Raw genomic sequence first — 13,035 nt, forward strand, 5'->3', positions numbered from 1 at the left:
ACCACCCGCCCAGCCCCCTTGGCCTGTGCTCTACCGGCGATTTGGACACCCGGCCAGCCTAGAGCCCGGCACCGACATCCGCCCCGGACCCCGAGGATCAGCCCCCGATTGGACCCCTGCCGCTTACCTCGGGACACCTGTGCGGCATCCTTGTGACAGATCACACTGTTTGCACCGTCCGGCAAAATGGGGAGCACGGTCCCCTGGTACCAAGGGGGAGCAAGATCCCCTGAGCAGGTCGACAAGGAGAGAACTCGTGGACGACGTTCTGCGGCGCAACCCGCTCTTCGCGGCTCTCGACGACGAGCAGTCCGCGGAACTGCGCGCCTCCATGAGTGAGGTGACCCTCGCACGTGGCGACTCCCTGTTCCACGAGGGCGACCCGGGCGACCGGCTCTACGTCGTCACCGAGGGCAAGGTCAAGCTCCACCGCACCTCACCCGACGGCCGCGAGAACATGCTGGCCGTGGTCGGCCCCGGCGAGCTGATCGGCGAGCTGTCGCTGTTCGACCCGGGTCCGCGCACGGCGACCGCCACCGCGCTGACCGAGGTCAAGCTGCTGGGCCTGGGCCACGGCGACCTCCAGCCCTGGCTGAACGCGCGCCCCGAGGTGGCCACGGCGCTGCTGCGCGCCGTCGCCCGCCGGCTGCGCAAGACCAACGACGCCATGTCCGACCTGGTCTTCTCCGACGTACCCGGCCGCGTGGCGCGCGCCCTGCTGGACCTCTCGCGCCGCTTCGGCGTGCAGTCCGAAGAGGGCATCCACGTCGTGCACGACCTCACGCAGGAGGAGCTGGCCCAGCTGGTCGGCGCCTCGCGCGAGACCGTGAACAAGGCGCTGGCGGACTTCGCCCAGCGCGGGTGGCTCCGTCTGGAGGCGCGGGCCGTGATCCTGCTGGACGTCGAGAGGCTGGCCAAGCGCTCGCGCTGAGGTGGGGACTGGCTGAGGTCCCTGGGAACCGGCTGAGGCCCCTGGGGACTGAAAGGGCCCTGTTGCCCACCGGAAAATACCTGCTCCGACGCGCCCGGCCAGGCACAGTGAACGCATGGCCGAACCTCCAGTCCCGCACGGTCTCGACCCCCAGGGCTACATCGAGCGCGAAGGCTCCCTCGCGCGCGTGCCGCACGCGTTCCGTCCGGTGGTGGCCGCCGCGCGCGACCAGCTGCTGGACGTCTTCGGGACGCGGCTGCACAGCGCCTACCTCTACGGGTCGATTCCGCGCGGCACCGCGCGCGTGGGGCGCAGCGACCTGGACCTGCTGGTCGCGCTGCGCGAGGAGGCGACCGACGCCGACCGGGAGGCCGTCCGTGCCCTCGGCGAGGCGCTCGACAAGGAGTACCCGCAGATCGAAGGCGTGAGCGCCCTGCTGTACAGCCGGGCGCGGCTGCTGAGCGACCTGGAGAGGTACGACCTGGGCTGGTTCGTGGCCTGCCTGTGCACCCCGCTGCTCGGGGACGACCTCGCCGAGTACCTGCCCCGCTACCGCCCCGACTCGCTGCTCGCCCGCGAGACCAACGGCGACCTCGCGCTCCTCCTCCCGCGCTGGCGCGAGCGGATCGCCGCCGCCGGGGACACGGAGGAGGCCCTGCGGCCCCTGGTGCGCTTCATGTCCCGGCACCTGGTGCGCACCGGCTTCACCCTCGTCATGCCCCGCTGGCAGGGCTGGACCAGCGATCTGCGGGAGATGGCCGAGGTGTTCGGCGCGTACTACCCCGAGCGGGCCGCACAGCTGCGCAGGGCGGCGGAGTACGGCTACGAGCCCGTCGGCGACCCGGACGTCCTGCGGTCGTACGTGGACGACCTCGGCCCCTGGCTCGCCGAGGAGTACGCGCGCGTGCACGGCGTCAAGGCTCCCCGGCCGGACTAGCCCGGACTAGCCCGACTAGATGAGCCCGTGCTCGCTGAGGTAGTCCAGCTGGGCCCGCACCGACAGCTCGGCGGCCGGCCACAGGGAGCGGTCCACGTCGGCGTACACATGGGCGACGACCTCGGTGGGCGTGCGGTAGCCGTCCTCGACGGCCGTCTCGACCTGGGCGAGGCGATGGGCGCGGTGGGCGAGATAGAACTCGACCGCGCCCTGGGCGTCCTCCAGGACCGGCCCGTGGCCCGGCAGGACCGTGTGCACGCCGTCGTCCACGGTCAGCGACCGCAGCCGGCGCAGGGAGTCCAGGTAGTCCCCCAGGCGGCCGTCGGGGTGCGCCACGACGGTCGTACCGCGCCCGAGGATGGTGTCGCCCGTCAGCACGGCCCGGTCGGCCGGGAGATGGAAGCACAGGGAGTCCGCGGTGTGCCCGGGGGTCGGTACGACCCTCAGCTCCAGGCCGCCGACGGCGATCACGTCCCCGGCGGCCAGGCCCTCGTCACCGAGCCGCAGCGCCGGGTCAAGGGCACGCACGCGCGTGCCGGTCAGCTCGGCGAAGCGTGCAGCGCCCTCGGCGTGGTCCGGGTGGCCGTGGGTGAGCAGCGTGAGGGCGACCCGCTTGCCGGCCTGCTCGGCCGTGTCGACGACAGCGCGGAGGTGGACGTCGTCCAGGGGCCCCGGGTCGATCACCACGGCCAGGTCGGAGTCGGGCTCGGCGACGATCCAGGTGTTGGTGCCGTCCAGGGTCATCGCGGAGGCGTTGGGCGCCAGCACGTTGACGGCCCGTTCCGTGGCGGGACCCGACAGAACGCCGCCCCGGGGCTGGCCGGGCAGGGCTGCTGCGTCGGTCATGCGGGTCCTCCACCGGCGCTCGGAGCGGTCGGGACGTGCTTGGTGAACTCGTCGTGTCCCGGCCAGGACAGCACGATCTCCCCGTCCTCCAGGCGGGCGCGCGCCAGCACGGGGGTCATGTCCCGCGCGGGTGCGGCGGTGAGCGCCTCGGCGGCGGTGGCGTACGGGAGCAGCTGGCGCAGGGTGGCGATGGTGGGCGGCATCATCAGCAGCTCGCCCTTGTCGTACCCGGCGGCGGCCTCCTCGGGGCGGGTCCACACCGTGCGGTCGGCCTCGGTGGAGGCGTTGCGGGTGCGCTGGCCCTCGGGCAGGGCGGCGACGAAGAACCAGGTGTCGTAGCGCCGGGCCTCGAACTCCGGGGTGATCCAGCGGGTCCAGGCACCCAGCAGATCGGAGCGCAGCACCAGGCCGCGGCGGTCGAGGAACTCGGCGAAGGACAGCTCGCGCGCGACCAGGGCGGCGCGGTCCGCCTCCCAGTCGTCGCCGGTGGTGTCGCCGACGACCGAGTCGGGGTCGGGCCCGGCGAGCAGGACGCCGGCCTCCTCGTACGTCTCCCGGACGGCGGCGCAGACGATCGCCTGGGCGCCGGCCTCGTCGACGCCGAGCCGCTCGGCCCACCACGCGCGCGTGGGGCCCGCCCAGCGGACCCGGCGGTCGTCGTCGCGCGGGTCGACACCGCCGCCGGGATAGGCGTACGCGCCTCCGGCGAAGGCCATGGAGGCGCGTCTGCGCAGCATGTGGACGACCGGGCCGGCCGCGGTGTCCTTCAGGAGCAGCACCGTGGCCGCGCGTCTGGGGGACACCGGTATGAGGGTGCCGTCCGCGAGCGCGCGGATGCGGTCCGGCCACTCCGGGGGGTACCACTGACCGTTCGCCATGGCCGGAGGCTATCCCGTATAGGGCGAATGTTCGAGAGGTGCCCGAGGTCGGAGGGGCTGGGGGAACTCAGGGAACCAGCTCGACCTGGATCTCGACCTCCACCGGCGCGTCCAGCGGGAGCACCGCGACGCCGACCGCGCTGCGGGCGTGCACGCCCTTGTCGCCGAGGACCTCGCCGAGCAGTTCGCTGGCGCCGTTGACGACACCGGGCTGCCCGGTGAAGTCGGCGGCCGAGGCGACGAAGCCGACGACCTTCACCACGCGCGCGATGCGGTCCAGGTCGCCGGTGACGGACTTCACGGCGGCCAGCGCGTTCAGCGCGCAGGTGCGGGCCAGGTCCTTGGCCTCCTCCGGAGTGACCTCGGCGCCCACCTTGCCGGTGACCGGCAGCTTGCCCCCGACCATCGGCAGCTGGCCGGCGGTGTACACGTACACGCCGGACTGCACGGCCGGCTGGTACGCGGCCAGCGGCGGTACGACCTCCGGCAGGGTCAGGCCCAGTTCGGCCAGCTTGGCCTCGACCGCGCTCATGCCTGCTTCTCCCGCTTCAGGTAGGCCACGAGCTGTTCGGGGTTGGGCCCGGGCACGACCTGGACGAGCTCCCAGCCGTCCTCGCCCCAGGTGTCCAGAATCTGCTTCGTGGCATGGACGAGCAGCGGCACGGTTGCGTATTCCCACTTGGTCATGGGCCGACTGTAGCCGCTGTGACCCACGGGACCGGCGGACGGCCGGGGGCAGCGTTATCCACAGCCTCCCGCGTGGCCGTCGCCCGGACTGGTTAGTCTCGAAGGCGTGAGCAGGCTCCAGGTCGTCAGCGGCAAGGGCGGGACCGGAAAGACGACGGTCGCCGCCGCACTCGCGCTGGCCCTCGCGACCGAGGGGAAGCGGACGCTTCTCGTGGAGGTCGAGGGCCGGCAGGGCATCGCACAGCTCTTCGAGACGGAGGCGCTGCCCTACGAGGAGCGGAAGATCGCGGTCGCTCCGGGCGGCGGGGAGGTGTACGCCCTCGCCATCGATCCCGAACTGGCCCTTCTGGACTACCTCCAGATGTTCTACAAGCTCGGCGGCGCGGGCCGGGCACTGAGGAAGCTCGGTGCGATCGACTTCGCCACCACCGTCGCACCCGGACTCCGCGACGTCCTGCTGACGGGCAAGGCGTGTGAGGCGGTGCGCCGCAAGGACAAGAGCGGGCAGTTCGCCTACGACTACGTCGTCATGGACGCCCCGCCGACCGGCCGCATCACCCGCTTCCTGAACGTCAACGACGAGGTCGCCGGGCTCGCGAAGATCGGCCCGATACACAATCAGGCGCAGGCGGTGATGCGGGTGCTGAAGTCGCCGGAGACGGCGGTGCACCTGGTGACGCTGCTGGAGGAGATGCCCGTCCAGGAGACCGCCGACGGCATCGCCGAACTCCACGCGGCCCGGCTGCCGGTGGGCAGGGTCGTGGTGAACATGGTCCGGCCCCAGGTGCTGGACGCCGTCGATCTGGAACTCGTACGGACCGTGCCGCGTTCTTCGGTTGCACAGGCACTGTCCGCCGCAGGGCTGGGCGGGGCCCGGCGGGGTGGGAACGCCGAGCGGCTGGTGGACCCGCTGCTGGAGCAGGCCGCGGAGTACGCCGAGCGGTACGCGCTGGAGGAGGAGCAGCGCGCGGTCCTCGGCGAGCTGGGCCTGCCGCTGCACGAACTGCCGCTGCTCGCCGAGGGCATGGACCTCGCGGGCCTGTACGAACTCGCCACCGAGCTGCGGGAACAGGGGTTGTCATGAGTCCGGACCCGGCCAAGGCACAGGTCGCCGATCCCCAGCGGGAATCCGCCCGCTCTCACCTCTCCCCCGCGCGCGTGCTCGACATCGACCCGCTGCTGGACGATCCGAAGACCCGGATCGTGGTGTGCTGCGGCGCGGGCGGGGTCGGCAAGACGACGACCGCGGCCGCGCTCGGCCTCAGGGCCGCCGAGCGCGGCCGAAAGGTGGTCGTGCTCACCATCGACCCGGCCAGGCGGCTCGCCCAGTCGATGGGCATCGACTCCCTCGACAACGTGCCCCGGCGGGTCAAGGGAACCGAGGACCAAGGAGGGGCATCGCGCAGCGATTCGGCCGAGGGCGGTGGCGGGCGACGGGCGGGCGGCGAACTGCACGCCATGATGCTCGACATGAAGCGCACGTTCGACGAGGTCGTCGAGGCGCACGCGGACCCCGAGCGGGCGGCCGCGATCCTGGCGAACCCCTTCTACCAGTCGCTCTCGGCGGGCTTCGCGGGCACGCAGGAGTACATGGCGATGGAGAAGCTGGGCCAGCTGCGGGCCAGGGACGAGTGGGACCTGATCGTGGTGGACACCCCGCCGTCCCGTTCCGCGCTGGACTTCCTGGACGCACCCAAGCGGCTCGGCTCCTTCCTGGACGGCCGCCTGATCCGCCTGCTGACCGCTCCGGCGAAGCTCGGCGGCCGCGCGGGGATGGCCTTCCTCAACGTCGGCATGTCGATGATGACCGGCACGCTGGGCAAGCTGCTGGGCGGCCAACTGCTGAAGGACGTCCAGACGTTCGTGGCCGCGATGGACACCACGTTCGGTGGTTTCCGTACGCGCGCGGACGCCACGTACAAGCTGCTCCAGGCGCCCGGTACGGCGTTCCTGGTGGTGGCGGCCCCGGAGCGGGACGCGCTGCGCGAGGCCGCGTACTTCGTGGAGCGGCTGGCCGCCGAGGACATGCCGCTGGTGGGTCTGGTGCTCAACCGGGTCCACGGCAGCGGTGCCGGCCGGCTGTCGGCCGAGCGCGCGCTCGCGGCCGCGGAGACCCTTGACCTCGCCGGGGATCCCGCGGCGGAAAATCTTGAGGACGCCCGCATTGTCGATCAGGGGGGCGGGAAAGCTGGACTTCGTAACTCTCCCGACACGTACGGCAGTTCAGAATCTCCCGCTTCCGCAACACCGGCTCCGGACGACGACTCCCCCGCCGCAGACGACGGCTCCCCCGCCGCGGACAACGGCTCACCGGACGACGACTCCCGGAGCGCGGACCCGGAACGGTCCGTCGACCAGCTGGCCGCAGGCCTGTTGAGGTTGCACGCCGAGCGCATGCAGCTGCTCTCGCGCGAGCAGCGCACGCGTGACCGCTTCACCGCCCGCCACCCCGAGGTGGCGGTGGTCGAGGTATCCGCACTGCCCGGTGATGTGCATGACCTCACGGGCCTGCGCGACATCGGGGACCGGCTGGCGGCGGGGCGAACGGAGCTGCCGTAGCACGCGCTCCGGCCGGCGCAGCCGTCGTGGCCCCGGCGGTACCCGGGCGCACGGCTGGCTGAGCTGTGACCCGTGGCTTCGCCGAAGGGTTGCCGCTCCTGCACGCCCAGGCGTTGCCTCGAGGGCACGCCCGACCGGTGCTTCCCATCGTGCATGGCCGGTCGGAGTGGCCCTGGCGCCGGGCCGGGGGCGATGCCCTCAGCTCACCGCCGCGTAGTGCTCGTACACCTCGTCGCTGTCGAGAGGCACGATGCCCACACCGCGCTCGTACTCCAAGCGCGCGGTCTCCAGCAGCCTGCGCCAGGAGCTCACGGTGGGCCGCCTGCGCAGCAGTGCGCGGCGCTCGCGCTCCGTCATGCCTCCCCACACACCGAACTCCACGCGGTTGTCCAGCGCATCGGCCAGGCATTCGGTGCGTACCGGGCATCCGGTGCACACCGCCTTGGCCCTGTTCTGCGCTGCTCCCTGAACGAACAGTTCATCCGGATCGGTAGTGCGGCAGGCAGCCTGCGCACTCCAGTCGGTTACCCAGCCCATACCGGCGCCGTCCTCTCCCGAATCGAGGCTCCCCCACGGCGGCAGCGGCATATTCACCGCCGCCAGTTGAGGACGTTACGGAAGGTGGGGACAGCGCAACACCCCCTTCGGGCCCAATCTTGAATGGCCCGAACGGACTATGGGTAAGCGGCAGATCACCCGCGGGAGTGAGCTGACGACATGCGTGATCATCCCGGCAAACCGGGACAGCTGTGGTGCGCCACAACGGGCGCCGGGTGACACACGAGGCGGATTCGGACACGCCCCCAACAAAAAAGCGGGGTACTTCCGGAACGATTCGGGGTCGCCGGACGTATTGATACGTGGCCGCACTGCTGTGACAGTTGAGAGCAGCTTAGGCCAAGGCCTGCGCGCGTGTCCGGCAAATGAGAAGGTAGGCACCCTGCTTTGCCGCGCGTGCTGCGACGGCACTCCTCCGGCCTGCCCTGATGCACCCGGCGCCGGATATCCGGGACATCACGATCCGGCACCCGACCCTCCCGAAGAGCGGTCGCTCCATCGGAACGCTCATCAGTACGGATTAGGCTGCCCCCATGCCAAAGAAGCGCTCGGGCGGTGGTCTGTCGACGACGCAGCAGGCCGCCAAGTTCCTCGGTGTCAGTGTGCTCGCGGGAGCCGTGATGGCCGGTATCGCGCTGCCCGCTGCCGGCGCGCTCGGACTTGCGGCCAAGGGTTCGGTCAAGGGCTTCGACGAGATCCCGGCCAACCTCAAGAGCCCCCAGCTCAGCCAGCGCACGACCATACTGGACAACAAGGGCAACCAGATCGCGACCGTCTACTCCCGCGACCGTACGGTGGTGGACCTCAAGGACATCTCGCCGTACATGCAGAAGGCGATCGTCGCGATCGAGGACTCCCGCTTCTACAAGCACGGCGCGATCGACCTCAAGGGCGTCCTGCGCGCCCTGAACAAGAACGCGCAGGAAGGCGGGGTCGCCCAGGGCGCCTCCACGCTCACCCAGCAGCTGGTGAAGAACTACTTCATCGAGGAGGCCGGCGACGACCCGACGAAGGTCGCCGAGGCCACCCAGCAGACCCTCGGCCGCAAGGTCCGCGAGCTGAAGTACGCGATCCAGATCGAGGAGAAGCTCGGCAAGAAGAAGATCCTCGAGAACTACCTGAACATCACGTTCTTCGGCGAGCAGGCCTACGGCGTCGAGGCCGCGGCCCAGCGCTACTTCTCCAAGCACGCCAAGGACCTGAACCTGCAGGAGTCGGCGCTGCTGGCCGGCATCGTCCAGTCCCCGAGCCGCTACGACCCGGTGAACGACGAGGCCGAGGCCACCAAGCGCCGCAACACCGTGCTGCAGCGCATGGCGGAAGTCGGTGACGTCTCCCAGCAGGAGGCGGACAGGGCCAAGGAGGCCCCGCTCGGGCTGCGCACCAGCCGGCCGAAGAACGGCTGCATCACGGCGATCGACGGCGCCGGCTTCTTCTGTGACTACGTGCGCGAGGTGTTCCTCAACAACCCGGTCTTCGGCAAGACCAAGGAGGACCGGGCCAAGCTCTGGAACCGGGGCGGCCTGACCGTCCGCACGACGCTCGACCCGCAGGCGCAGCAATCGGTGCAGGCGTCGATAAAGGAACATGTCTACAAGAGCGACGCCGTGGCGACCGCCGCCACCATCGTCGAACCCGGAACCGGCAAGATCCTCGCCATGGGCCAGTCCCGTCCGTACGGCTTCGGCAAGGACGAGACGCAGATCAACCTGTCCGTGAACCGGGACATGGGCGGCGGCGCGGGCTACCAGCCCGGTTCGACGTTCAAGCCGATCGTCGCGGCGGCCGCCGTCGAGGGCGGCAAGCCGGCCACGCAGGAGTACTCGTCGCCGTACGAGATGGCCTACCCGAGCCCCATCGCGGCCTGTGACGGCAAGACCTGGCGCAATGACCCGGCCAAGCCGGCCAAGCTGAAGAACGAGAACGAGGCGGAGCGCGGCCCGTACGCCATGAAGGAGGCGACCGCCAAGTCGGTCAACACCTACTACGTGCAGCTGATCAGCGACATCGGCATCTGCCCGGTCACCACGATGGCCAAGAAGATGGGCGTCGAACGCTCGGACGGCCGCAAGATCGACCAGGCTCCGTCCATCGCGCTCGGCACCCAGGAGATGTCCCCGCTGACGATGGCGAACGCGTACGCGACCTTCGCTTCGCGCGGTATGTACTGCACGCCGGTCGCCATCGAGTCGATCACCCAGAAGGTCGGCAGCGACAAGAAGGCCCTCGAGGTGCCGAAGTCGACCTGCTCGCGGGCGATGTCGGAGACGACCGCCGACACGATCAGCACCCTGCTGAAGGGCGTGGTCGAGGACGGTACGGGCCAGGAGGCCGGTCTCGGCAGCCGGCCGAGTGCGGGCAAGACCGGTACGACGGACTTCCGCTACGCGGCCTGGTTCGTCGGCTACACGCCGAACATGGCGGGCGCGGTCTGGGTCGGCGACCCGCAGCACAAGCGACAGATGGTCGACATCACCATCGGCGGCGTCCCGCACGCCAAGGTCTACGGCGGTGAGGTCCCCGGACCGATCTGGCGCGACATGATGACCGGCGCCCTGGAGGGCAAGCCGGCTCCCGACTTCAACCTGATCGACATCCCCGACCCCGAGGACCGGGGTGATGACCCGGGAAAAGGCAACCGGGGGGACAACGGGGGGAAGAACGGGGACAACACGGGCGGCGTGATCGGGGGGCTGATCGGCGGTCTCACTGACGGCGGCACGACCGGAGGCGTGCCCGGCGGCACCACGGGCGACAGCACCGGCGGCACCTTCCCCACGCCGACGTTCTCCCTGCCCGGCAACTTCATCCAGGGCCAGAGCAACGGCGGGAACAACGGGAACGGGAACGGGGGCCCCTGAGCCAGACCCCGCCGGGCCGGCCCCGGCGGGGTCCTCCCGGCTCCCGGCTCCCGGCTCCCGGCTCCCGGCATAACGGCGGGGCCGCACCCTGATGAGAGGGTGCGGCCCCGCTGTCGTAGCTGTAACGGAAATCTCTCCGGGGCTCAGCCCTGGATCTGAGGCTCAGCCCTGAATTTCTGGCTCTGGCCCTGATTCTCTGGCTCTAGCCCTGAAGGAGCTTCTTCACCGCGGCGGCGACGCGGCCGCCCTCGGCCTGGCCGGCCACCTTCGGGTTCACGATCTTCATCACGGCGCCCATGGCCCGCGGCCCCTCGGCACCGGCCGCCTTGGCCTCCGCGACGGCCTGGGCGACGATCGCGTTCAGCTCGTCGTCGGACAGCTGCTTGGGCAGGTACGCGGCAAGGACCTCGCCCTCCGCCTTCTCCCGCTCGGCCTGCTCGGGACGACCACCCTGCGCGAAGGCGTCGGCCGCCTCACGGCGCTTCTTCGCCTCGCGGGTGATCACCGTCTGCACCTCGTCGTCGGAGAGCTCCCGCTTCTCCTTGCCCGCGACCTCCTCCTTGGTGATCGCGGTGAGCGTCAGCCGGAGCGTCGAGGAGCGGAGCTCGTCACGCTCCCTGATCGCGGCGTTGAGGTCGTCCTGCAGCTTCGACTTGAGCGTGGTGGTCATGGGGTCGATTGTCGCAGGTGTGCCGCCGTGAACGCCCCCTGATTTAGGGGGCCGGCCGGTCTCGGCGTGCAGCCGGGGTCTGACACGATGGTCGTATGCGCGCGCAATACGGAGTACCCCTGGGAATCATGGCGGCAGGCGCCGCCGGACTGGCGTACGCGGCGGGCTTCGAGGCCCGCTCCTTCCGACTCCGACGGGTGACGGTCCCGGTCCTCCCGCCGGGCATGCGCCCGCTGCGCGTGCTCCAGGTCTCCGACATCCACATGGTCGGCGGACAGCGCAAGAAGCAGCGCTGGCTGCAGTCGCTGGCGGGCCTGCGCCCGGACTTCGTGATCAATACGGGCGACAACCTGTCCGACCAGGAAGGCGTCCCGGAGGTGCTGGACGCCCTGGGTCCGCTGATGGAGTTCCCGGGCGCGTACGTCTTCGGCTCCAACGACTACTACGGCCCCAGATTCCGCAACCCCGCCCGCTACTTGCTGGAGAAGGCCGTCGGCCGCCACGGCCTGAACGGCAACCCGCCGGTGGTCGGCGCGATCCACAACCCCTGGGAGGACCTCAGGGACGGCTTCGACGCGGCGGGCTGGCTGAACCTGACGAACACGCGGGGCGTCCTCAAGATCGAAGGCATCTCGATCGAGCTGACCGGCCTGGACGACCCCCACATCAAGCGCGACCGCTACGCCCGGGTGGCCGGCGGCCCCTCCGGCACGCACGACTTCTCGATGGGCGTCGTCCACGCCCCGTACCTGCGCGTCCTCGACGCCTTCACGGCGGACGACTACCCCCTGATCCTGGCCGGCCACACCCACGGCGGCCAGCTGTGCATCCCCTTCTACGGCGCCCTGGTCACCAACTGCGACCTGGACACGGACCGCGTGAAGGGCCTCTCCACACACACGTCGGAGGGCCGTACGTCCTACCTCCACGTCTCGGCAGGCTGCGGCACGAACCGCTACACCCCCGTCCGCTTCGCCTGCCCTCCGGAGGCGACGCTGCTGACGTTGGTGGGGCGGGAGTAAGGGAGGGGAGGGTAGGGGAGGGGAAGCGGACGGGGGCGCGGGCCGCGCATTAACCCCCACCCGAGGTCCCTCGTACTGACCCACCCGAGGTCCCCGCATTAGCCCGCCCGGACTACCCCGAATAGCCCCCTTCATCCCCCGTACCTAGCGTGAGGGGTATGACCGCCCCGATACCCAGGGACATCCCGGACCTGCCCGCGATCCCGGGCCCACCCAGGCTGCTGCCCGCACCGGTCCCGGCCACGGCGGTGGTGGCCCCGGCCCGCCGCCCCCTGACGGCGCTGTTCCGCCTCCTGACGGCCGTCGCGGCGGCGGCCGGCGTCGGCCTGGAACTCCTCCTGGGCACCCCCGCCCGGACCCTGAGCTACTTCAGCATCCAGACCAACATCCTGCTGATCGTGGTCATGCTCCTGTCGGCCAAGAGGGCCTGGCGGGCCCGCCGCCCCCTGCCCTCGTCCGTGACAGGCGCCACACTTTTCTACGCCGTGATCACCGCGCTGTCGTACCACCTGCTCCTGGCCTACACGGCGCCCCCGTTCTCCATGACGGATGCGACCGCGCCCCCCGCACGCTGGCACGCCCAGTGGGCGGCCCTGCAGCTCCTCCACACGGTGGTCCCCCTGGCTGCCGTCCTGGACTGGCTCCTCCTCACCCCCGGCGCCCGCTGGCACCTGCGCCAGGCGGCGAGCTGGCTCCTCTACCCCCTGGCCTACCTGGTCTTCTACCTCACCCGAGCGGCCTTCCTCCCCCCATCCACCCCAGCCCGCTACCTCTACCCCTTCCTGGACGCCGAGGCCCACGGCTACCGCAGCACTCTGGCGAACGCCCTCCTCACAGGCCTCGCGATGTACGCCCTGGCGGTCCTCCTGATCACCCTGGACCACACCCGCCCGGCCCCGGTCCGCCACCGCGTCTAAACCGGATTTCGTCTCCGGCCACCAGTGGGCTAAAGTAAACGACGTCGCCGCGACAAGCAGCGACATCGGGGTGTAGCGCAGCTTGGCAGCGCGCTTCGTTCGGGACGAAGAGGTCGTGGGTTCAAATCCCGCCACCCCGACAGCTGAGAAGCAGTTCAGAGGGCCCTCA

The 13,035-nt window shown here is 70.7% G+C and carries 13 protein-coding genes and 1 tRNA gene; 8 read left to right on the forward strand and 6 right to left on the reverse strand.

Features of this window, described 5'->3' with window-relative positions:
* Positions 1-256 precede the first annotated feature (256 nt).
* Positions 257-931 carry a Crp/Fnr family transcriptional regulator gene (locus ACZ5DS_RS25255; RefSeq protein ID WP_018547939.1) on the forward strand — a complete coding sequence of 225 codons (675 nt, stop codon included), beginning with the start codon at positions 257-259 and terminating at the stop codon, positions 929-931.
* A 115-nt stretch (positions 932-1,046) separates the two neighbouring features.
* Entirely contained in the window at positions 1,047-1,868 is an 822-nt protein-coding gene (locus ACZ5DS_RS25260) for a nucleotidyltransferase domain-containing protein (protein WP_468242470.1), read from the forward strand.
* 15 nt (positions 1,869-1,883) lie between these two features.
* Here ACZ5DS_RS25260 and ACZ5DS_RS25265 read toward each other — a convergent pair whose 3' ends face one another.
* The 4 genes from ACZ5DS_RS25265 to ACZ5DS_RS25280 form a co-directional block, all read right to left on the reverse strand.
* Positions 1,884-2,714, reverse strand: coding sequence for an MBL fold metallo-hydrolase (locus ACZ5DS_RS25265; protein WP_468242472.1), 831 nt, complete (start codon positions 2,712-2,714; stop codon positions 1,884-1,886).
* A complete protein-coding gene (locus ACZ5DS_RS25270; protein ID WP_468242474.1) occupies positions 2,711-3,592 on the reverse strand; it encodes an NUDIX hydrolase in 882 nt (293 codons plus the stop codon). The genes ACZ5DS_RS25265 and ACZ5DS_RS25270 overlap by 4 nt, the downstream gene beginning before the upstream one ends.
* Positions 3,593-3,659: 67 nt before the next feature.
* A complete protein-coding gene (locus ACZ5DS_RS25275; protein ID WP_468242477.1) occupies positions 3,660-4,124 on the reverse strand; it encodes a RidA family protein in 465 nt (154 codons plus the stop codon).
* Positions 4,121-4,279: a DUF4177 domain-containing protein gene (locus ACZ5DS_RS25280; RefSeq protein WP_009189813.1), complete on the reverse strand. Its 159-nt coding sequence runs from the start codon at positions 4,277-4,279 to the stop codon at positions 4,121-4,123. The genes ACZ5DS_RS25275 and ACZ5DS_RS25280 overlap by 4 nt, the downstream gene beginning before the upstream one ends.
* 106 nt (positions 4,280-4,385) lie before the next feature.
* On the opposite strand from ACZ5DS_RS25280, the gene bagA reads away from it, so the two are divergent.
* Together bagA and bagB are read left to right on the forward strand one after the other, a co-directional pair.
* The gene (bagA, locus tag ACZ5DS_RS25285) at positions 4,386-5,363 is read left to right on the forward strand and encodes an ATPase BagA (protein WP_468242480.1); all 978 of its coding nucleotides are present in this window, start codon (positions 4,386-4,388) and stop codon (positions 5,361-5,363) included.
* On the forward strand, positions 5,360-6,838 hold the full coding sequence (gene bagB / locus ACZ5DS_RS25290) for an ATPase BagB (RefSeq protein WP_468242482.1): 1,479 nt from the start codon (positions 5,360-5,362) through the stop codon (positions 6,836-6,838). Before bagA ends, bagB begins: the two co-directional genes overlap by 4 nt.
* A gap of 198 nt (positions 6,839-7,036) precedes the next feature.
* On the opposite strand, the gene wblA is transcribed toward bagB, so the two are convergent.
* Positions 7,037-7,375 (reverse strand): transcriptional regulator WblA, encoded by a 339-nt coding sequence (wblA, locus tag ACZ5DS_RS25295; protein ID WP_468242995.1) that lies wholly within the window; start codon positions 7,373-7,375, stop codon positions 7,037-7,039.
* A gap of 554 nt (positions 7,376-7,929) precedes the next feature.
* Here wblA and ACZ5DS_RS25300 point away from each other — a divergent pair.
* A complete protein-coding gene (locus tag ACZ5DS_RS25300; RefSeq protein WP_468242485.1) occupies positions 7,930-10,257 on the forward strand; it encodes a transglycosylase domain-containing protein in 2,328 nt (775 codons plus the stop codon).
* Positions 10,258-10,459: 202 nt separating this feature from the next.
* On the opposite strand, the gene ACZ5DS_RS25305 is transcribed toward ACZ5DS_RS25300, so the two are convergent.
* On the reverse strand, positions 10,460-10,927 hold the full coding sequence (locus ACZ5DS_RS25305) for a GatB/YqeY domain-containing protein (RefSeq protein ID WP_468242488.1): 468 nt from the start codon (positions 10,925-10,927) through the stop codon (positions 10,460-10,462).
* 95 nt (positions 10,928-11,022) lie between these two features.
* On the opposite strand from ACZ5DS_RS25305, the gene ACZ5DS_RS25310 reads away from it, so the two are divergent.
* From ACZ5DS_RS25310 to ACZ5DS_RS25320, 3 genes are all read left to right on the forward strand, one after another.
* Entirely contained in the window at positions 11,023-11,949 is a 927-nt protein-coding gene (locus ACZ5DS_RS25310; protein ID WP_468242490.1) for a metallophosphoesterase, read from the forward strand.
* A gap of 158 nt (positions 11,950-12,107) precedes the next feature.
* Positions 12,108-12,866 carry a Pr6Pr family membrane protein gene (locus ACZ5DS_RS25315; RefSeq protein WP_468242493.1) on the forward strand — a complete coding sequence of 253 codons (759 nt, stop codon included), beginning with the start codon at positions 12,108-12,110 and terminating at the stop codon, positions 12,864-12,866.
* A 66-nt stretch (positions 12,867-12,932) separates the two neighbouring features.
* Positions 12,933-13,006 (forward strand) — tRNA-Pro (locus ACZ5DS_RS25320).
* Positions 13,007-13,035: the final 29 nt, after the last annotated feature.

It is taken from the genome of Streptomyces sp. NPDC031100 (assembly GCF_055570785.1).